This is a genomic window from Streptomyces sp. NPDC032940, from assembly GCF_040636935.1.
Lineage (GTDB): Bacteria > Actinomycetota > Actinomycetes > Streptomycetales > Streptomycetaceae > Streptomyces.
On record NZ_JBEZVJ010000013.1, the window covers coordinates 81,362 to 100,049 of the forward strand.

The 18,688-nt window shown below is 74.2% G+C and carries 17 protein-coding genes; 12 read left to right on the forward strand and 5 right to left on the reverse strand.

The annotated features are described in order from the left end of the window. Positions 1 to 10: 10 nt before the first annotated feature. Positions 11 to 1,243 (forward strand): radical SAM family heme chaperone HemW, encoded by a 1,233-nt coding sequence (gene hemW / locus AB0E77_RS18230; RefSeq protein WP_361571490.1) that lies wholly within the window; start codon positions 11 to 13, stop codon positions 1,241 to 1,243. A gap of 199 nt (positions 1,244 to 1,442) precedes the next feature. On the opposite strand, the gene AB0E77_RS18235 is transcribed toward hemW, so the two are convergent. After that, a complete protein-coding gene (locus tag AB0E77_RS18235; RefSeq protein ID WP_361571493.1) occupies positions 1,443 to 2,243 on the reverse strand; it encodes a DUF3097 domain-containing protein in 801 nt (266 codons plus the stop codon). A 34-nt stretch (positions 2,244 to 2,277) separates the two neighbouring features. After that, the gene (locus AB0E77_RS18240; protein ID WP_361571496.1) at positions 2,278 to 3,006 is read right to left on the reverse strand and encodes an MBL fold metallo-hydrolase; all 729 of its coding nucleotides are present in this window, start codon (positions 3,004 to 3,006) and stop codon (positions 2,278 to 2,280) included. A 163-nt stretch (positions 3,007 to 3,169) separates the two neighbouring features. Here AB0E77_RS18240 and hrcA point away from each other — a divergent pair, with 163 nt between their 5' ends. From hrcA to AB0E77_RS18260, 4 genes are all read left to right on the forward strand, one after another. Continuing rightward, entirely contained in the window at positions 3,170 to 4,186 is a 1,017-nt protein-coding gene (gene hrcA / locus AB0E77_RS18245) for a heat-inducible transcriptional repressor HrcA (RefSeq protein ID WP_361571499.1), read from the forward strand. After that, the gene (gene dnaJ, locus AB0E77_RS18250) at positions 4,187 to 5,323 is read left to right on the forward strand and encodes a molecular chaperone DnaJ (protein WP_361571502.1); all 1,137 of its coding nucleotides are present in this window, start codon (positions 4,187 to 4,189) and stop codon (positions 5,321 to 5,323) included. A 99-nt stretch (positions 5,324 to 5,422) separates the two neighbouring features. After that, positions 5,423 to 6,508: a nitronate monooxygenase gene (locus AB0E77_RS18255; protein WP_361571504.1), complete on the forward strand. Its 1,086-nt coding sequence runs from the start codon at positions 5,423 to 5,425 to the stop codon at positions 6,506 to 6,508. Continuing rightward, complete coding sequence (locus AB0E77_RS18260; protein ID WP_361571507.1) at positions 6,505 to 7,254, forward strand: 16S rRNA (uracil(1498)-N(3))-methyltransferase; 750 nt, start codon at positions 6,505 to 6,507, stop codon at positions 7,252 to 7,254. Before AB0E77_RS18255 ends, AB0E77_RS18260 begins: the two co-directional genes overlap by 4 nt. 7 nt (positions 7,255 to 7,261) lie before the next feature. Here AB0E77_RS18260 and AB0E77_RS18265 read toward each other — a convergent pair whose 3' ends face one another. Further along, positions 7,262 to 7,621 carry a hypothetical protein gene (locus AB0E77_RS18265; protein ID WP_361571510.1) on the reverse strand — a complete coding sequence of 120 codons (360 nt, stop codon included), beginning with the start codon at positions 7,619 to 7,621 and terminating at the stop codon, positions 7,262 to 7,264. 71 nt (positions 7,622 to 7,692) lie between these two features. Between AB0E77_RS18265 and AB0E77_RS18270 the strand changes: the two genes are divergently transcribed. From AB0E77_RS18270 to AB0E77_RS18290, 5 genes are all read left to right on the forward strand, one after another. Beyond that, positions 7,693 to 8,208, forward strand: coding sequence for a hypothetical protein (locus AB0E77_RS18270; protein ID WP_361571513.1), 516 nt, complete (start codon positions 7,693 to 7,695; stop codon positions 8,206 to 8,208). Positions 8,209 to 8,314: 106 nt separating this feature from the next. Then, positions 8,315 to 11,518 (forward strand): PDZ domain-containing protein, encoded by a 3,204-nt coding sequence (locus AB0E77_RS18275; protein ID WP_361571516.1) that lies wholly within the window; start codon positions 8,315 to 8,317, stop codon positions 11,516 to 11,518. A gap of 173 nt (positions 11,519 to 11,691) precedes the next feature. Next, a complete protein-coding gene (locus AB0E77_RS18280) occupies positions 11,692 to 12,045 on the forward strand; it encodes a histidine triad nucleotide-binding protein (protein ID WP_361571519.1) in 354 nt (117 codons plus the stop codon). Positions 12,046 to 12,060: 15 nt separating this feature from the next. Next, on the forward strand, positions 12,061 to 12,966 hold the full coding sequence (locus tag AB0E77_RS18285) for a ribonuclease Z (protein ID WP_361571522.1): 906 nt from the start codon (positions 12,061 to 12,063) through the stop codon (positions 12,964 to 12,966). A gap of 20 nt (positions 12,967 to 12,986) precedes the next feature. Continuing rightward, positions 12,987 to 13,985, forward strand: a complete 999-nt coding sequence (locus AB0E77_RS18290) for an adenosine deaminase (protein ID WP_361571525.1) — start codon at positions 12,987 to 12,989, stop codon at positions 13,983 to 13,985. Between the two features lie 18 nt (positions 13,986 to 14,003). Here the strand turns inward: AB0E77_RS18290 and AB0E77_RS18295 are convergent, their stop codons facing one another. Together AB0E77_RS18295 and AB0E77_RS18300 are read right to left on the reverse strand one after the other, a co-directional pair. Further along, positions 14,004 to 15,353: an MFS transporter gene (locus tag AB0E77_RS18295; RefSeq protein ID WP_361571528.1), complete on the reverse strand. Its 1,350-nt coding sequence runs from the start codon at positions 15,351 to 15,353 to the stop codon at positions 14,004 to 14,006. A gap of 174 nt (positions 15,354 to 15,527) precedes the next feature. Beyond that, on the reverse strand, positions 15,528 to 16,322 hold the full coding sequence (locus tag AB0E77_RS18300) for an IclR family transcriptional regulator (protein ID WP_361571531.1): 795 nt from the start codon (positions 16,320 to 16,322) through the stop codon (positions 15,528 to 15,530). 169 nt (positions 16,323 to 16,491) lie between these two features. On the opposite strand from AB0E77_RS18300, the gene AB0E77_RS18305 reads away from it, so the two are divergent. Together AB0E77_RS18305 and AB0E77_RS18310 are read left to right on the forward strand one after the other, a co-directional pair. Continuing rightward, on the forward strand, positions 16,492 to 17,388 hold the full coding sequence (locus tag AB0E77_RS18305; RefSeq protein WP_361571709.1) for a 5-dehydro-4-deoxyglucarate dehydratase: 897 nt from the start codon (positions 16,492 to 16,494) through the stop codon (positions 17,386 to 17,388). Further along, positions 17,385 to 18,674, forward strand: coding sequence for a glucarate dehydratase family protein (locus AB0E77_RS18310; protein ID WP_361571534.1), 1,290 nt, complete (start codon positions 17,385 to 17,387; stop codon positions 18,672 to 18,674). Before AB0E77_RS18305 ends, AB0E77_RS18310 begins: the two co-directional genes overlap by 4 nt. The last annotated feature ends 14 nt before the right edge of the window (positions 18,675 to 18,688 follow it).

Below are 18,688 nucleotides of genomic sequence, written 5' to 3' on the forward strand. Positions count from 1 at the left end.
AATGGAACGCATGCCCTCCGCACTCCCCGACGGCGAACCCGTCCCCGCCGACGGCGCCCTGCCCGCGTCCGCGCTCGCCGGGGCCGCCGACCGCCCCCTCGGCTTCTATCTGCACGTCCCGTACTGCGCGACCCGCTGCGGGTACTGCGACTTCAACACCTACACCGCGACCGAGCTGCGCGGCACCGGCGGCGTCCTCGCCTCCCGGGAGAACTACGCCGAGACCCTCGTCGACGAGGTCCGCCTCGCCCGCAAGGTACTCGGCGACGACCCGCGCGAGGTCCGCACGGTCTTCGTCGGCGGCGGCACGCCCACGCTGCTGGCCGCCGGCGACCTGGTGCGGATGCTGGGCGCGATCCGGGACGAGTTCGGGCTGGCGGCGGACGCGGAGGTGACCACGGAGGCGAACCCCGAGTCGGTCGACCCGGCGTACCTGGCCACGCTGCGCGAAGGCGGCTTCAACCGGATCTCCTTCGGGATGCAGAGCGCGAAGCAGCACGTGCTCAAGGTGCTGGACCGCACCCACACCCCCGGCCGTCCCGAGGCGTGCGTCGCCGAGGCCCGCGCGGCGGGCTTCGACCACGTCAACCTCGACCTGATCTACGGCACACCGGGGGAGTCCGATGACGACTGGCGGGCCTCGCTGGACGCGGCGCTGGGCGCGGGACCCGACCACGTCTCGGCGTACGCGCTGATCGTGGAGGAGGGCACGCAGCTCGCCCGGCGCATCCGGCGCGGCGAGGTCCCGATGACCGACGACGACGTGCACGCCGACCGGTACCTGATCGCCGAGGAGACCCTCTCCGCGGCGGGCTTCGACTGGTACGAGGTGTCGAACTGGGCCACCTCGGAGGCGGGCCGGTGCCTGCACAACGAGCTGTACTGGCGGGGCGCCGACTGGTGGGGGGCCGGCCCCGGGGCGCACTCGCACGTGGGCGGGGTGCGGTGGTGGAACGTGAAGCATCCCGGCGCGTACGCGGGGGCGCTGGCGGCGGGGAGGTCGCCGGGGGCCGGGCGTGAGGTGCTGACGGACGAGGACCGGCGGGTGGAGCGGATCCTGCTGGAGCTGCGGCTGCGGGAGGGCGTCCCGCTGTCGCTGCTGCGGGACGCCGGCCTCGCCGCGTCCCGGCGGGCCCTGTCCGAGGGACTGCTGGACCGGGGCCCGTACGACGACGGCCGCGCGGTCCTCACCCTGCGCGGACGGCTGCTGGCGGACGCGGTGGTGCGGGACCTGGTGGACTGACCCGGGTCTGTTCTCGCCCCCGCCGCCCCTTCCCGTTCCCGACCCTGGGGGCTGCGCCCCCAGACCCCCGCTTCGGCCTGAACGGCCTCGTCCTCAAACGCCGGACGGGCTGAAATCAGCCCCTCCGGCGTTTGAGGAGCGGGGGTCCGGGGGCGGAGCCCCCGGGTCGGGACGGGAAGGGGTGGCGGGGGCGAGATCCTCAGGTCGTCACGAAGTCGATCAGTTCCTCGACCCGTCCCAGCAGCTCCGGCCGCAGGTCCTTGTAAGAGCCGACCTTGGCCAGGATGGCCTGCCACACCGCACCCGTGTTGTCCGCCGGCCAGCCCAGCGCCCGGCACACCCCCGTCTTCCAGTCCTGCCCCCGCGGCACCCGCGGCCACGCCTCGATGCCCAGCGACGACGGCTTCACCGCCTCCCAGACGTCGATGTAGGGGTGCCCCACCACCAGTGCGTGCTCGCTCGTCACCGCCTCCGCGATGCGCCACTCCTTCGAACCCGGCACCAGGTGGTCCACCAGCACGCCCAGCCTGGCGTCCGGGCCGGGGGCGAAGTCGGCGACGATCGACGGGAGGTCGTCCACGCCCTCCAGGTACTCCACGACGACGCCCTCGATGCGCAGGTCGTCGCCCCACACCTTCTCGACCAGCTCGGCGTCGTGCCGTCCCTCGACGTAGATGCGCCCGGCGCGGGCCACGCGCGCGCGTGCGCCGGGGACGGCCACCGAACCGGACGCCGTACGGGTGGGACGAGCCGGGCCCGCGGCGGGCCGCACCAGGGTCACCGCACGGCCCTCCAGCAGGAACCCGCGCGGCTCCATCGGGAACACCCGGTGCTTGCCGAAGCGGTCCTCCAGCGTCACCGTGCCCGCCTCGCAGCGGATCACCGCGCCGCAGAATCCGGTGCCGGGCTCCTCGACCACCAGACCGGGGTCGGCCGGGACCTCGGGCACCGGCTGCGGCTTCTTCCACGGCGGGGTCAGGTCGGCGGAGTACTGGCGCATTCTGCCGACGATACGAGGAACGCCCGCGCGACGATCAACGCGACACGCCGAACCGCGCGGCCAGCGCGTCCCGTTGGGCCCGCACGAACGCCGCGTCCACCACCGCTCCGTGACCGGGTACGTACAGCGCGTCCTCGCCGCCCAGTTCGAGCAGCCGGTCCAGCGCCGCCGGCCACCGCGACGGTACGGCGTCGGGGCCCGCCTGCGGCTCGCCGGACTCCTCGACCAGGTCCCCGCAGAACACGGTCTCCGGGTCGCCCGGCACCAGGACCGCGAGGTCGTGACCGGTGTGCCCGGGGCCCACGTTGGCCAGCAGCACCTGCCGGCCGCCGCCCAGGTCGAGCGTCCACTCGCCGCACACCTCGTGGCGCACCGCGACGAGGGCGTCCACGGCCTCCTCCGCGAGCCCGGCGTCCAGGCCCTCGGCCACCGCGTCCGCCCGCAGCGCCTCCCGGCCGGCGCCCGCCAGCACCGCGGCCGTGCCCACCGCGCCGAAGACCTCGGCGCCCGCGAAGGCCGGGGCGCCGAGGACGTGGTCGAAGTGCGGGTGGGTCAGCGCGAGATGCGTCACACGGTGCCCGGCGAGCTGCTGCGCCGCCACGCGCAACCGCGCGCCCTCGCCGAGGCTCGAGCCGGCGTCGACCGCCAGCGCCGCGTCGGCGCCGACGACCAGCCCGGCCGTGCAGTCCCACCCCGGCAGGCGGCACCGCCCCACCCCGGCCGCCAGCCGCTCCCACCCCAGGTCTTCCCAAGTCACCGTCACAACGGCGACGGTAGGGCCTGTACGCCTCCGGGGCACGACGGCGGTGCCCCGGCCTTGCCGGGGGCGTACCCCACGGCCGTACACTGGGCCGGGGAAGTCTGGCACTCGTACACGGTGAGTGCCAGGAGGAACACCGGGCGGACAACTTCTGGAGGTGTGCGCGATGCTCAGTGAACGCAGGCTGAAGGTGCTGCGCGCCATCGTCCAGGACTACGTCGGCACCGAGGAGCCCGTCGGCTCCAAGGCCCTCACCGAGCGGCACAACCTCGGCGTCTCCCCGGCCACCGTGCGCAACGACATGGCGGCCCTGGAGGACGAGGGGTTCATCGCGCAGCCGCACACCAGCGCGGGGCGCATCCCGACCGACAAGGGCTACCGGCTCTTCGTCGACAAGCTGGCCGGCGTCAAGCCGATGACCGCGCCGGAGCGGCGTGCCATCCAGAACTTCCTGGAGGGCGCCGTCGACCTCGACGACGTGGTGGCCCGCACGGTGCGGCTGCTCGCGCAGCTCACCCGGCAGGTCGCCGTCGTTCAGTACCCCTCGCTGACCCGCTCGACCGTGCGGCACGTGGAGCTGCTCTCCCTGGCGCCCGCGCGCCTGATGCTCGTGCTGATCACGGACACCGGGCGGGTCGAGCAGCGCATGGTCGACTGCCCGGCGCCCTTCGGTGAGGCGTCCCTCGCGGATCTGCGGGCGAGGCTCAACAGCCGGGTCGCCGGCCGTCGCTTCTCGGACGTGCCGGGCCTGGTCGAGGATCTTCCGGAGGCCTTCGAGGCCGAGGACCGCGGTACGGTCTCCACCGTGCTCTCCACCCTGCTGGAGACACTGGTCGAGGAGAACGAGGAGCGGCTGATGATCGGCGGCACCGCCAATCTCACCCGCTTCGGGCACGACTTCCCCCTCATGATCCGGCCGGTGCTGGAGGCGCTGGAGGAGCAGGTCGTGCTCCTCAAGCTGCTCGGCGAGGCGAAGGATCCGGGCGTGACCGTCCGTATCGGTCATGAGAACGCCCACGAAGGACTCAACTCCACGTCCGTCGTGTCGGTGGGCTACGGTTCGGGCGGCGAGGCGGTTGCCAAGCTCGGCGTGGTCGGACCGACCCGCATGGACTACCCGGGAACGATGGGAGCGGTACGCGCAGTGGCACGGTACGTCGGACAGATCCTGGCGGAGTCGTAGGTGGCCACGGACTACTACGCCGTACTCGGCGTACGCCGCGACGCGTCCCAGGACGAGATCAAGAAGGCGTTCCGGAGGCTCGCCCGCGAGCTGCACCCGGACGTCAACCCCGATCCGAAGACCCAGGAGCGGTTCAAGGAGATCAACGCCGCCTACGAGGTGCTGTCGGACCCGCAGAAGAAGCAGGTCTACGACCTCGGCGGCGACCCCCTCTCGCAGGCCGGCGGCGGTGGCGCGGGCGGCTTCGGCGCGGGGGGCTTCGGGAACTTCTCGGACATCATGGACGCGTTCTTCGGCACGGCGTCGCAGCGCGGTCCGCGCTCGCGCACCCGCCGGGGCCAGGACGCGATGATCCGCATCGAGGTCGAGCTGGACGAGGCGGCCTTCGGGACGACCAAGGACATCCAGGTCGACACGGCGGTCGTCTGCAACACCTGCAACGGCGAGGGCGCGGCGCCCGGCACCTCGGCGCAGACGTGTGACATGTGCCGCGGTCGCGGTGAGGTCTCGCAGGTCACCCGGTCCTTCCTGGGCCAGGTCATGACCTCCCGGCCCTGCCCGCAGTGCCAGGGCTTCGGCACCGTCGTCCCGACCCCGTGCCCCGAGTGCGCGGGCGACGGCCGGGTCCGCTCGCGGCGCACCCTGACCGTGAAGATCCCGGCCGGTGTGGACAACGGCACGCGGATCCAGCTCGCGGGCGAGGGCGAGGTCGGCCCCGGCGGCGGCCCCGCCGGCGACCTGTACGTCGAGATCCACGAGCTGCCGCACTCCACCTTCCAGCGGCGCGGCGACGACCTGCACTGCACGGTCACCATCCCGATGACGGCGGCGGCCCTCGGCACGAAGGTGCCGCTGGAGACGCTCGACGGCATGGAGGAGGTCGACATCCGCCCGGGCACCCAGTCCGGCCAGTCGATCCCGCTGCACGGGCGCGGCGTCACCCACCTGCGCGGCGGCGGCCGGGGCGACCTCGTCGTCCACGTCGAGGTCACCACCCCGACCAAGCTCGACCCCGAGCAGGAACGCGTCCTGCGCGAGCTGGCCAAGCTCCGCGGCGAGGAACGGCCCCAGGGCCAGTTCCAGCCGGGGCAGCAGGGGCTGTTCTCGCGGTTGAAGGACGCTTTCAACGGGCGCTGACACGGGGACGCCGGCAGGGCTTCGTGGGCTGATGCTCCTGGCCTGTGCCGACGGAAGCCCGGATTCGGACTTGTGCGGAGGACGTGACAACATGCGCTCATGTCCTCCGCACTGACCGATCTCTTCCCCCAGCCGATCGTGCAGGCGCCCATGGCGGGCGGCGTCTCCGTGCCGCAGCTCGCCGCCGCGGTCTGCGAGGCGGGAGGGCTGGGGTTCCTGGCCGCCGGGTACAAGACGGCGGACGGCATGTACCAGGAGATCAAGCAGCTGCGGGGGCTGACCTCACGCCCCTTCGGCGTCAACCTGTTCATGCCGCAGCCGGAGTCGGCCGACCCCGCGGCCGTCGGCGTCTACGCCCATCAGCTGGCCGGCGAGGCCGCCTGGTACGAGACCGAGCTGGGCGACCCCGACTGCGGCCGGGACGACGGCTACGACACCAAGCTCGCGGTGCTGCTGGACAACCCGGTGCCCGTGGTCTCCTTCCACTTCGGGGTGCCGAGCCGCGAGGTCGTCGACTCGCTCCACCGCGTCGGCACGTTCACCCTGGTCACGGCGACCACCGCCGACGAGGCCCGGGCCGTCGAGCGGTCCGGCGCCGACGCGGTGATCGCCCAGGGCGTCGAGGCCGGCGGACACCAGGGCACCCACCGCGACCACCCGGAGACCGGCGGCGCCGGGATCGGGCTGCTGTCGCTGGTCGCCCAGATCCGGGAGGCGGTGAGCCTGCCCGTCGTCGCCGCCGGCGGCATCATGCGCGGCGCCCAGATCGCCGCGGTCCTCGCGGCCGGCGCGAGCGCGGCCCAGCTCGGCACCGCCTTCCTCGCCACCACCGAGTCCGGGGCGCACGCCCTGCACAAGGAGGCGCTGACCAACCCGCTGTTCGTCCGCACCGAACTGACCCGCGCCTTCTCCGGCCGCCCCGCCCGCGGCCTGGTCAACCGCTTCCTGCGCGAGCACGGCCCGTACGCCCCCGCCGCCTACCCCGAGGTGCACCACCTCACCTCGCCGCTGCGCAAGGCCGCGGCGAAGGCCGGTGACGCGCAGGGCATGGCGCTGTGGGCGGGGCAGGGCCACCGGCTGGCCCGGGAGCTGCCCGCGGGGCAGCTCGTGGAGGTGCTCGTCGCCGAACTCGCGTCCGTCGGTACGGCGTTGTCGCCGTACATGACGGGAGGTGCGGGCCGATGACGGCTCCGGTGTTCGTGGTCGACGCGCTCCGGCCGGAGGACCTGCCCGGCGGTGAGTACGTCCTGGACGGCCCCGAGGGACGGCACGCCGTCTCCGTGAAGCGGCTGCGGGCCGGGGAGGACGTCGTCCTCACCGATGGGCGCGGACGCTGGGCCGAGGGCGTGGTGAAGGCCGCCGAGGGCAAGGACCGCCTGGTCGTCACCGGCCTGGAGAGCGTGCGCGAGGAGCCCGCCGAGCAGCCCCGTGTCACCGTCGTCCAGGCCCTGCCCAAGGGCGACCGCGGTGAGCTGGCCGTCGAGACGATGACCGAGGTCGGGGTCGACGCGATCGTGCCGTGGGCGGCGTCCCGCTGCATCACGCAGTGGAAGGGCGACCGGGGCCTGAAGGCGCTCGGCAAGTGGCGGGCGACGGCCCGGGAGGCCGGCAAGCAGTCCCGCCGGGTCCGCTTCCCCGACGTCGCGGACGCGGCGAGCAGCAGGCAGGTTGCGTCACTTCTGGCCGACGCGGCCTTCGCCGCCGTGCTCCACGAGAGCGGCGAGGAGCCGCTGGCCGCCGCCGAACTCCCCGCCTCCGGCGACATCGTGCTGGTCGTCGGGCCCGAAGGCGGCGTGTCCCCGGAGGAGCTGGCCCTGTTCGCCGAGGCCGGGGCGAAGCCCTACCGGCTGGGCCGCAGTGTGCTGCGCACCTCCACCGCGGGCACCGCGGCGACGGCCGTCCTGCTGGCCCGCACCGGCCGCTGGTCCTGACGGGCCGTCAGGTCGTCGGTCCGCCGGGGGCCGACGCCACCGCCGGGAACAGCTCCCAGCCGTCCAGCTCCGCGGGCCCGCCGAGGAGCCCGCGCCGGGCCGCCTCGTCGACGAATCCCCGTACGACACCGGGTTCGTGCAGGTTGAGCGATTCCTCGCCGATCGCCACGCACCCCGAGTGCAGCCATCCGTCGGGGACGAAACGCCCCTCGCCGCCCTGAAACACGAGACGCGTCGTCGTCCCGTCCCGGCGCAGGGAGAGCACCTCCGCGCAGGGTCCCTCGGTGCTGTGCCGATGGCTCACCGACCACACGTAGACGGCGGTCTCGTCCACGACGAGCTTCCGGCGGCGGCGCTTGGTGCTCATCCGTCCACGGTAGTGAGGAGTGGCCGTTTGCGCCCTACCGCGCGTGCCGCAGCGGTGGCAGGCTGCCCTCCATGGGGGCATTGAGACGGATTTGGCGCATCGCTCCGGTGGTCGTCGGCTCGGCCGTCGCCGCCGGCGGACTCGTCGCGTGCGACCCGGGCGGACTCAGCTCCGCGACCGTGGCCTACACGACCGACCAGACCGTGACGCGCGAACTCGAGCGGCGGGACGCCGAGGTGCGGTGGCTCACCTGCACCGCCTCCCTGGGCGACCGGGACGGCACCGCCTCGGCGACCGCGCACACCGTCGCCTCCGTGCACTGCGAGGGGAAGACGGACGGCGGGCAGGACCTCGCCGTCGACGGCGAGGTCACCCGCGTCGTCAACGGCGCCTGTGTGCGCGGCGATCTGACCGCGAAGGTGGACGGCAAGGAGTGGTTCCGGGTCAAGGGGCTGGGCGACTGCGACGCCGCGAGCGCCCCGCCGGCCGGCCGGCCCTCCCAGAACGGTCCCGGACCCACCGTGACCGTCACCCGGACCATCTGGTGCCCGGACGATCCGTACTGCCGCCCGGTGGAGGGCAAGTAGCCCGCCCGTGGCCGCCTTCGCCCGTCCGGGCCGCCGTAGCCCTCCCGTGCGCCGGGGCGTGAAGTGATCGAACCCCTGTCGATCGACCCCCACCCCTGCATAGGCTGTGCGTGTGACTCAGCCCGCAGCGCCTGCCTACCTCCGCTTTCCGCACCCGCACGGCGAGTTGGTCGCCTTCACCGCCGAGGACGACGTGTGGCTCGCCCCGCTCGACGGCGGCCGGGCCTGGCGGGTCAGCGCCGACAACATGCCGGTGAACCACCCGCGCATCTCGCCCGACGGCACCACCGTCGCCTGGACCTCCACCCGCGACGGCGCCCCCGAGGTGCACATCGCCCCCGTCGACGGCGGCCCGGCGACACGCCTCACGCACTGGGGCAGCGCGAAGACACAGGTCCGCGGCTGGACCCCGGAGGGAGAGGTCCTCGCCCTCAGCACCCACGGCCAGGCCAGCCTGCGCCGCACCTGGGCCCGCGCCGTCCCGCTGGACGGCGGGCCCGCCACCACCCTGCCCTACGGGCCCGTCGGCGACGTCGCGTACGGGCCGCACACCGTGCTGCTGTCCGTGACGATGGGCCGCGAGGCCGCCTGGTGGAAGCGGTACCGGGGCGGCACGGCGGGCAAGCTGTGGATCGACGCCGAGGACGACGGCGAGTTCGTCCGGCTGCACGCCGACCTCGACGGCAACATCGAGTACCCGTTCTGGGTCGGCGAGCGGGTCGCCTTCCTCTCCGACCACGAGGGCACCGGGGCCCTCTACTCCTCCCTCGCCGACGGCTCCGACCTGCGCCGGCACACCCCGATCGACGGCTTCTACGCCCGGCACGCCGCGACCGACGGCACCCGCGTCGTCTACTCCAGCGCGGGTGAGCTGTGGACGCTGGACGACCTGGACGGCGCCGAGCCGCGCCGCCTGGACATCCGGCTCGGCGGTTCACGCGTCGACCTCCAGCCGTACCCGGTCAACGCCGCCCACTGGTTCGGCGCCGCGTCCCCCGACCACACCGCCCGCGGCAGCGCCGTCTCCGTGCGCGGCGGCGTCCACTGGGTCACCCACCGCTCCGGCCCGGCCCGCGCCCTCGCGGCGACGCCCGGCGTACGCACCCGGCTGCCCCGCGCCTTCCGCGCCGACGGCGAGGAGTGGGTGGTGTGGGTGACGGACGCCGAGGGCGACGACGCCCTGGAGTTCGCGCCCGCCACCGGCCTCGCGCCCGGCGCCACCCCGCGCCGGCTCGCCGCCGGGCAGCTCGGCCGGGTCCTGAACCTCGCGATGGCCCCCGACGGCAGCCGCGCCGCCGTCGCCTCGCACGACGGACGCGTCCTGCTCGTCGAGCGGGAGACCGGCGAGGTCCGCGAGGTCGACCGCAGCGAGGACGGCGACGCCTCCGGCCTCGTCTTCTCGCCCGACTCCGCCTGGCTGGCCTGGTCCCACCCCGGTCCCTCCCCGCTGCGCCAGCTCAAGCTCGCCAACACCACCGACCTGTCGGTGAGCGAGGCGACCCCGCTGCGCTTCCGCGACTACTCGCCCGCCTTCACCCTGGACGGCAAGCACCTCGCCTTCCTCTCCACCCGCTCCTTCGACCCGGTCTACGACGAGCACGTCTTCGACCTGGCCTTCGTCGAGGGCGCCCGTCCGTACCTGATCACGCTGGCCGCGACCACCCCGTCGCCCTTCGGCCCGCAGCGCCACGGCCGGCCCTTCGAGACCCCGGACCGCGAGGAGACCCCCGACAGCGAGGGCACCCCGACCACCCGGATCGACATCGAGGGCCTCGCCGACCGCATCGTGCCCTTCCCGGTGGAGGCCGCCCGCTACTCCCGGCTGCGCGCCGCCAAGGACGGCGTCCTGTGGCTGCGCCACCCCGTCATCGGCGTCCTCGGCGCCTCCCGCGCCAACCCGGACGACCCCGACCCGCACACCGAGCTGGAGCGCTACGACCTCGCCCAGCAGCGCGTCGAGCACCTCGCGGGCGACGCCGACCACTTCGAGGTCAGCGGCGACGGCAAGCGGGTGCTGCTGTGGACCGACGGGCGCCTCAAGGTCGTCCCCAGCGACCGGCGGGCCTCCGGCGACGAGGACAGCGACACCAACATCACCGTCGATCTGAGCCGGGTCCGGCAGACCGTCGACCCGGCCGCCGAGTGGCGCCAGATGTTCGACGAGACCGGCCGCGTCATGCGGGACAACTTCTGGCGGTCCGACATGAACGGCGTCGACTGGGACGGCGTCCTCGACCGCTACCGCCCCGTCCTGGACCGCCTCGCCACCCACGACGACCTCGTCGACCTGCTGTACGAGGTGCACGGCGAGCTGGGCACCTCGCACGCCTACGTCAGCCCGCGCGGCGGCCACGGCGGCGCCGCCCGGCAGGGCCTGCTCGGCGCCGACCTGTCCCGGCACGAGGACGGCACCTGGCGCATCGACCGCGTCCTGCCCTCCGAGACCTCCGACCCGCACGCCCGCTCCCCGCTCGCCGCGCCCGGCGTCGCGGTCCGCGCCGGCGACGCGATCGTCGCGGTCGCCGGACGGCCCGTCGACCCGGTCACGGGACCGGCCCCGCTGCTCGTCGGCACGGCCGGCAAGCCGGTCGAGCTGACCGTCTCCCCGGCCGGCGGCGGCGAGCTGCGGCACGCCGTCGTCGTCCCCCTCGCCGACGAGGAACCCCTGCGCTACCACGCCTGGGTCGCCGACCGGCGTGCCCACGTCCACGAGACGTCCGGCGGCCGGCTCGGCTATCTGCACGTGCCCGACATGGTCGGCTCCGGCTGGGCCCAGCTCCACCGCGACCTGCGCGTCGAGGTGGCCCGGGAGGGCCTGGTCGTCGACGTGCGCGAGAACCGCGGCGGGCACACCTCCCAGCTCGTCGTGGAGAAGCTGGCCCGGCGGATCATCGGCTGGGACCTGCCGCGCGGCATGCGGCCCGCCAGCTACCCGTTGGACGCGCCGCGCGGGCCGGTGGTCGCCGTCGCCAACGAGTTCTCCGGCTCCGACGGCGACATCGTCAACGCGGCGATCAAGGCGCTGGGGATCGGCCCGGTGGTCGGCACCCGCACCTGGGGCGGCGTCATCGGCATCGACAGCCGGTACCGGCTGGTCGACGGGACGCTGATCACGCAGCCGAAGTACGCGTTCTGGCTGGAGGGGTACGGGTGGGGCGTGGAGAACCACGGCGTCGATCCGGACGTGGAGGTGCCGCAGCGGCCGCAGGACCATGTGGCGGGGCGTGACCCTCAGCTGGACGAGGCGATCCGGATGGCGCTGGAGGCGCTGGAGGCGACACCGGCGAAGACGCCACCGGCCTTGCCATAGCCTCCGGCGGTCCCAGCTGCGGGCAGTCGTGCCGCTGGCGGCACGGGTGGGCGCAGCGGCACCCCGCAGGCGCGGGCAAGCACACCCATCCGGCGGCCACCACGGCGCGCGGCGCCCCGCGCACCCCGGCTCGCTACGATGCCCCCAGAAGATCACCACCGTAAGGAGCGCCCATGGCAGGCGAGCCGCAGGACGACTGTCTGTTCTGCAAGATCGTCGCGGGTCAGATCCCCGCGACCATCGTCCGCGAGACGGACACCACCGTCGCGTTCCGCGACATAAACCCCCAGGCGCCCACCCACGTCCTGGTGATCCCCAAGGCGCACCACAAGGACGCCGCCGCCCTCGCCGCCGCCGACCCGCAGGCCGCCGCAGACGTCCTGCGCGAGACCCAGGCCGTCGCCGACGACGAGAAGCTGGACAGCTACCGCATCGTCTTCAACACCGGAACCGGCGCCGGCCAGACCGTCTGGCACGCCCACGCCCACGTCCTCGGCGGCCGCGGCCTCGAGTGGCCCCCCGGATAGGCCCGGACAGGCACCGTGTCCGTACGTGAACTCGTCGTCCTCGGCACCGCCAGCCAGGTCCCGACCCGGCACCGCAACCACAACGGCTACCTGCTGCGCTGGGACGGCGAGGGCATCCTGTTCGACCCCGGCGAGGGCACGCAGCGCCAGATGCTGCGCGCCGGGGTCGCCGCCCACGACCTGAACCGGATCTGCGTCACGCACTTCCACGGCGACCACAGCCTCGGCCTCGCCGGTGTGATCCAGCGGATCAACCTGGACCGGGTCCCGCACGAGGTCACCGCCCACTACCCGCGCTCCGGGCAGCGCTTCTTCGACCGCCTGCGGTACGCCACCGCCTACCGCGAGACGGTCGCCCTCACCGAGGCGCCGGTCGACGCGGACGGGCCCCTCGCGGTCACCGGCGCCTACACGCTGGAGGCCCGCAGGCTCTCGCACCCCGTCGAGTCGTACGGCTACCGGCTCACCGAGCCCGACCGCCTGCGCATGCTGCCCGAACGGCTGGCCGCGCACGGCATCGAGGGCCCCGACGTCGGCCGCATCCGGCGCGAGGGCGTGCTGAACGGCGTGGCGCTGGACGAGGTCAGCGAGGTCCGCCGGGGCCAGCGGTTCGCGTTCGTCATGGACACCCGGCTCTGCGCGGGGGTGGGCGAGCTCGCCGAGGGCTGCGACCTGCTGGTCATCGAGTCGACGTTCCTCGACGAGGACGAGGAGCTCGCCGCCGACCACGGCCACCTCACCGCCGGCCAGGCGGCGCGGGCCGCCCGGGAGGCGGGCGTACGCCACCTCGTGCTGACGCACTTCAGCCAGCGCTACCCGGACCCGGGGGAGTTCGAGCGGCAGGCGCGGGCCGCCGGGTACGAGGGGGAGCTGACCGTGGCCCGTGACCTGGACCGAGTCCCGGTTCCGAAACGCCGGTGACCTCGCCGTACGATGCTGCGATGCCCCTGCCCATCGCTGAACTGCACCTTCATGTCGAAGGCACCCTGGAGCCGGAGCTGGCCTTCGAGCTGGCCGCCCGCAACGGAGTCGCCCTGCCCTACGCGGACACGGAGGCCCTGCGCGAGGCGTACCGGTTCGAGGACCTCCAGTCCTTCCTGAACCTGTACTACGAGCTCATGGCCGTCCTGCGCACCGAACGGGACTTCGAGGACCTCGCCGACGCCTACCTGGCCCGCGCCGCCGCCCAGGGCGTACGGCACGCGGAGATCTTCTTCGACCCGCAGGCGCACCTCGCCCGCGGCGTGGAGATGGGCACCGTCGTGGAGGGCCTGTGGCGGGCGCTGGGCCGCAGCCGGGAGAACCACGGCGTCTCCACCCGCCTGATCATGTGTTTCCTGCGCGACGAGTCCGCCGAGTCGGCCCTCGCGACCCTCGACGCCGCGAAGCCCTACCTGGACCGCATCACCGGCGTCGGCCTGGACTCCGCCGAGGTCGGCCACCCGCCGGCGAAGTTCCGCGCGGTGTACGAGGCCGCCGCCGCCCTCGGGCTGCGCCGCGTCGCGCACGCGGGCGAGGAGGGCCCGCCGGCGTACGTCACCGAGGCCCTGGACGTGCTCGGCGTCGAGCGGATCGACCACGGCCTGCGTTCGATGGAGGACCCGGCGCTGGTCGAGCGGCTGGTGCGCGAGCGCGTCCCGCTGACGCTGTGCCCGCTGTCCAACGTCCGGCTGCGCACGGTCGACACCCTCGCCGACCACCCGCTGCCCGCGATGCTCGACGCCGGGCTGATGTGCACGGTCAACTCCGACGACCCCGCCTACTTCGGCGGCTACGCGGGCGACAACCTCGACGCCGTGCGCGCCGCGCTGGGCCTCACCGACGAGCGGCTGCGGGAGCTGGCCCGCAACTCCTTCCTCGCCTCCTTCCTGGAGGACGACGAGGAGCTGCGGGCGCGCTGCCTTGCCGAGGTGGAGGCGTACGAGTTCCCCACGGCGTAGGCCGGCCCGGGCCCTGACTCAGCCGGTCCCGGACCCCGGTGTGGCGGCCGCCGCCCGGGGTCCCGCCGTGCCGTAGGCGCGCTGCACCGGGCGGGCCGGGGCGTCCACGTCGATCTCGACGACGGGCTGCTCCAGGGCGCCGACCTCCGGCACCGCGCCGCTGGGCGTGCCGGTGGCGGCGGCGACCAGGGCGGCCGGGGTGCCGCCGCGGCGGCGGATCGCGCCGGGCAGCAGCGGGCGCCCGCCCGTGTGCAGGGCGACGGCCGTCATCGGCACGGCGGCCAGCAGCAGCCCCGCGCCGAGCACCAGGCCCATGCCCGCGTAACCGGCCTGCGCCGACAGCGCGCTGCCCGTCAGCGGTCCGGCCGCCGTGCCCAGCGAGGACGCCGAGCCGACGAGCACCGCCCACCGGCCGCGCGGGTCGAGCGAGGCGGCGAGGCCGATCAGGTACGACAGGACGACCGGGTACAGCGTGTTCCAGGCGATCTCCCCGGACGCGAAGGTCGCGGGGGTGGTCGCGGACGCGCTCACCGCGATGCAGCCCGCGATCAGCACCGTGCCCGCGCCGATGGGCATCGCCCGCCCCAGCCGCGGCCCGAGCGCGCCGGCCGCCAGGACGCCGACCAGTCCGGCGCCCAGGGCGACGGCGAAGACGACTCCGAGGGCGGCGTCGCCCAGACCGGCCTGCGTCAGCCCGATCCGGCCGCTGACGCCCCACAGGGAGTTCTGCGCGAGGGACCAGCACAGCACGGTGGCGGCGAGCACGAGGCCGGAGCGGCGGCGGGGGAGCGCGGTGGCGGGGTCGGTGTCGTGCGCGGCAGGCGACGCGGCCGTGCCGCCCGGCAGCCGGCCGGTCAGCGGCCACACCGCGAGGGCGGTCAGCGCGATCGCGGCCAGCGGCAGTCCGTGCGCCCGGCCCAGGTGCGGCACCGTCAGATACACCGCGCCGGCCAGCGCGGACACCGTCAGCAGGCCCATCGTGGAGGCGCGGTGGGGATCCCGCTCGGCCGCGATCCGGGTGGCGGCGACCGTGGTGGCGGTGCCCGATCCGAAGCCGCCGAGGACCGCGCCGGCGACGACGGCCGGGACGCTGCCGGTGAGCGCGGCGGAGCCGTAGCCGACGACGGCCAGGACGAGCCCGAAGCGGGCCAGCGTCCGGGCGCCGATCCGCTGCACCCGGGAGGCGAGCAGGAAGCCCGCGGTGGCGGAGCTCAGCAGCAGCGCGCTGCCGACGGCGCCCGCCTGCGTGGCGGTCAGCGGCAGGCCGGTGTCCAGTCTGCCGACGGTGGTGGGCAGCAGGTAGGGAGGAAGGTACCCGGCCGTGAAAAGGGCGACGAGGGGCCAGGGAGTGGTGCGGGGGGCGAACACGGGCGTTCCCAGGGCATGCGAAAGGAGGGTGGGAAGGGGAGGGGGCGACGACCGTCGACTGACAGGAACGCGCGCGCAATTTGTATCAAGCGCGGGGACGCCGAAAACAGGCGACAAGGTGTGATCTAGGTCACAGTTGCGTTTGGGGTCCGAGGAGTCGGGTAGGAGGGCGCGTCACCGCCAGTGAACTGCGCCTCCTCCGGCCGGAATCGTCGCTTCCGCCTTCACCCGGATCTCCCGCATCACCGCGACGATCCGCGCCTCGTGATCCGGCGTCAGACGGGCCACCGGCACCGAGCAGCTGATGGCGTCCAGGGCCGGCGTCTCGTGCCGCAGCGCGAAGCCGAAGCCGACGATGCCCGTCACCCCCTCCTCACGGTCGACGGAGTAGCCGCGCTCCCGGATCCGGGCGAGGTCGGCCGCCAGGGACTCCCGGTCGGTGTGCGTGTTCGGCGTCAGCGCCTCGTACGGGCCCTCGGGCAGCTCCGCGTCCGGCCGCTCGGCCAGCAGCGCCTTGCCGAGGGCGCCCGCGTGGGCGGGCAGCCGGCGTCCCACCCTGCTGATGGTGCGCAGGTACTCGTGCGACTCCCGCGTCGCCAGATAGGCCACGTCGTGCCCGTCGAGCCGCCCCAGGTGAAGGGTCTCGCCCAGCGCCTCGGACGCCTCGTCGAGATACGGCCGCACCGCCCGCACGCGGGGATCGGAGTCGAGGTAGCTGGTGCCGGCGAGCAGGGCGTGGATGCCGATGCCGTACAGCGATCCCGTGACGTCGGTGCGCACCCAGCCGCGCGAGATCAGGGTCTGGAGCAGCGCGTACATCGAACTGCGCGGCACGCCCAGCTCGTCCGCCAGCTCCTGGAGCCGGGCCGGGCGGTCCCCGCGCGCGGCCAGCACCTCCAGCAGCTCGACCGTGCGCGCCGCCGACTTCACCTCGCGGACGCCGCCTGCCGCGCCCCCTGTCTCCGACATGTGCCGATCGTAAGCGGACGCCGCCGCCCCATTGACGCCCGGCGTCCACCTCTCTAATCTCCATCTCCATACATAGACGTCATCTACATACGGAGACACGATGGTGAGCGTGGGTTCCGACACCGGCACCGACCCCGCGACGGACGTGGTGCGGCGACTGCGCGAGGGGATGGCGGACAGGGTGCTGTCCTTCCCCCTGACCAGCTTCCGCGACGACGGCTCCCTCGACCCCGACGGCTACCGGGCCTACGTCGCCGAACGCGTCGCCGCCGGGCCCGGCGCCGTCTTCCCCGCCTGCGGCACCGGCGAGTTCTTCTCCCTCGACGAGGACGAGTACCGGCGGGTCGTCACCATCGCGGTCGAGGAGACGGCCGGCCGGGTGCCCGTCGTCGCCGGCGCCGGATACGGCTGGGCGCAGGCCCTCCGGTTCGCCCGCATCGCCGAGGACGCCGGCGCCGACGCACTCCTCGTCATGCCGCACTACCTCACCGCCGCCCCGCAGGAGGGCCTCGTCGCCCAGCTGGAGCGGATCGCCGCCGGCACCCGGCTCCCGCTGATCGCCTACCAGCGCGGCCAGGTCACCTACTCCGCCGAGTCGGTCCGGCGCATCGCCCGCATCCCCGGTGTCGTCGGCCTCAAGGACGGCCACGGCGACCTCGACCGCCTCCAGCGCATGGTGCTCGCCGCCCCCGAGGACTTCCTGTTCTTCAACGGCGCCGCCACCGCCGAGGTCCAGGCCCGCGCCTACGCGGCCGTCGGCGTCCCCGCCTACTCCTCGGCCGTGCACGCCTTCGCCCCCGAGATCGCGAACGCCTTCCTCGCCGCCCTGCGCGCCGGCGACGGCGGCACCGTCGACAAGCTGCTGCGGGACTTCTACGTCCCCCTGGTCGAACTGCGCGACCGCGTCCCCGGATACGCCGTGTCCCTGGTGAAGGCCGCGGCCCGGCTGCGCGGCTGCCCGGTCGGCCCCGTGCGCGCCCCGCTCACCGACCCGTCGGCCGCCGACCTGGCCGCACTCACGACCCTGCTCACCGCCGGACTCGCCCTCGTAGGAGCCGCCCTGTGAACCTCACCGTCACCGACGTCCGCCTGACGCCGATCCTCGTCGCCGACCCGCCCCTGCTCAACACCCAGGGCGTCCACCAGCCCTACACCCCCCGCCTGATCGTCGAGGTGGAGACCGCCGACGGGATCACCGGCGTCGGCGAGACCTACGGCGACGCCAAGTACCTGGAGCTGGCCCGCCCCTTCGCCGACAAGCTGAAGGGGCGCCGGGTCAGCGACCTCAACGGCCTGTTCACGACGGCCGACGAGGTCGCCGTCGACTCCTCCCGGGTCTCCGGCCAGGTCGACGTCGGCGGTCTGCGCGGCGTCCAGACCGCCGACAAGCTCCGCCTGTCCGTCGTCTCCGGCTTCGAGGTCGCCTGCCTCGACGCCCTCGGCAAGGCGCTCGGCCTGCCCGTGCACGCGCTGCTGGGCGGCAAGGTCCGCGACGCCGTGGAATACAGCGCGTACCTGTTCTACAAGTGGGCAGGCCACCCCGAGGGCGTGGCCTGCGAGCAGGACGACTGGGGCGCCGCCCTCGACCCGGCGGGCGTCGTCGCCCAGGCCCGCGCCTTCACCGAGCGGTACGGCTTCACCTCCTTCAAGCTCAAGGGCGGAGTCTTCCCGCCCGAGGAGGAGATCGCCGCGATCCGGGCGCTCGCCGAGGCCTTCCCCGGCCACCCCCTGCGCCTCGACCCCAACGGCGCCTGGTCCGTGGAGACCTCGCTGAAGGTCGCCGCGGAGCTCGGGGACGTCCTGGAGTACCTGGAGGACCCCGCGCTCGGCACCCCGGCCATGGCCGAGGTCGCCGCGCGGACCGGGGTGCCGCTCGCGACCAACATGTGCGTGACGACGTTCGCCGAGATCCAGGAGGCGTTCACCAAGGGCGCCGTGCAGGTCGTGCTCTCCGACCACCACTACTGGGGCGGGCTGCGCAACACCCAGCAACTCGCCGCCGTCTGCCGCACCTTCGGCGTCGGCGTCTCCATGCACTCCAACACCCACCTGGGCATCAGCCTCGCCGCCATGACCCACGTGGCGGCCACCGTCCCCAACCTCCACCACGCCTGCGACTCCCACTACCCCTGGCAGTCCGAGGACGTGCTCACCGAGCGGCTCACCTTCGACGGCGGCAAGGTCAGCGTCTCCGACGCGCCCGGCCTCGGGGTCGAACTCGACCGCGACAAGCTGGCGTTCCTGCACCGCCGCTGGCTCGACGACGACGGCACCCTCCGCGACCGCGACGACGCGGCGGCGATGCGGGTCGCCGACCCGCAGTGGGTCACCCCGTCCGTCCCCCGCTGGTGATCCGCTCCCTTCCC

Bases quoted from the DNA above. Each gene is read 5' to 3' on its own strand.
- AB0E77_RS18300 (WP_361571531.1), bottom strand. From the start codon at position 16,322: ATGTCGGAGACAGGGGGCGCGGCAGGCGGCGTCCGCGAGGTGAAGTCG.
- AB0E77_RS18270 (WP_361571513.1), top strand. From the start codon at position 7,693: ATGGGGGCATTGAGACGGATTTGGCGCATCGCTCCGGTGGTCGTCGGC.
- AB0E77_RS18255 (WP_361571504.1), top strand. From the start codon at position 5,423: ATGTCCTCCGCACTGACCGATCTCTTCCCCCAGCCGATCGTGCAGGCG.
- AB0E77_RS18260 (WP_361571507.1), top strand. From the start codon at position 6,505: ATGACGGCTCCGGTGTTCGTGGTCGACGCGCTCCGGCCGGAGGACCTG.
- hrcA (WP_361571499.1), top strand. From the start codon at position 3,170: ATGCTCAGTGAACGCAGGCTGAAGGTGCTGCGCGCCATCGTCCAGGAC.
- AB0E77_RS18305 (WP_361571709.1), top strand. From the start codon at position 16,492: ATGGCGGACAGGGTGCTGTCCTTCCCCCTGACCAGCTTCCGCGACGAC.
- hemW (WP_361571490.1), top strand. From the start codon at position 11: ATGCCCTCCGCACTCCCCGACGGCGAACCCGTCCCCGCCGACGGCGCC.
- AB0E77_RS18290 (WP_361571525.1), top strand. From the start codon at position 12,987: ATGCCCCTGCCCATCGCTGAACTGCACCTTCATGTCGAAGGCACCCTG.
- AB0E77_RS18265 (WP_361571510.1), bottom strand. From the start codon at position 7,621: ATGAGCACCAAGCGCCGCCGCCGGAAGCTCGTCGTGGACGAGACCGCC.
- AB0E77_RS18280 (WP_361571519.1), top strand. From the start codon at position 11,692: ATGGCAGGCGAGCCGCAGGACGACTGTCTGTTCTGCAAGATCGTCGCG.
- AB0E77_RS18235 (WP_361571493.1), bottom strand. From the start codon at position 2,243: ATGCGCCAGTACTCCGCCGACCTGACCCCGCCGTGGAAGAAGCCGCAG.